At 57.2% G+C, this 423-nt stretch carries 1 protein-coding gene; it reads right to left on the bottom strand.

What is annotated here, in order from left to right:
* Positions 1 to 423: transporter substrate-binding domain-containing protein (locus FJV41_RS56060; RefSeq protein WP_141649647.1), on the bottom strand; the 423-nt coding region annotated here is incomplete at both ends.

Raw genomic sequence — 423 nt, 5'->3', positions numbered from 1 at the left:
GCCCAGCCCGGTGCCGAAATAGGCTTTGTCGGTCACTTTATCGCCCACGGCCGCCAGCTTCGGATTGCTCTTCAGCCATTCGGTCACCACGGCGGTGTCACCAAAGACCGCGTCGATACGACCGTTCTGCAGGTCCAGCTTCGCATTCTGGTAGCTGTCGTAAGGCACGGTAGTGATTTCCGGATGTTTATCGGTGATGAATTTCTGGTGGGTGGTGCCGTTCTGCACGCCCACTTTTTTGCCCTTCAGCTGGTCAATGCTGGTGAACTTACCCTGCTGGCCGACGAACAGTGCCGAGTTGTCATAATACGGGGTAGAGAACAGCACCTGCTTTTCACGCTCCGGCGTGATGTCCATCCCGGCCATGACCGCGTCGAAACGGCGGAATTTCAGTCCCGGGATCAGGCTGTCAAAGGCCTGGTT

This window comes from Myxococcus llanfairpwllgwyngyllgogerychwyrndrobwllllantysiliogogogochensis, assembly GCF_006636215.1.
Lineage (GTDB): Bacteria > Myxococcota > Myxococcia > Myxococcales > Myxococcaceae > Myxococcus > Myxococcus llanfairpwllgwyngyllgogerychwyrndrobwllllantysiliogogogochensis.
Note: the sequence above shows the minus strand (reverse complement) of the source record. Positions and strands in the feature narration are given on the sequence as shown.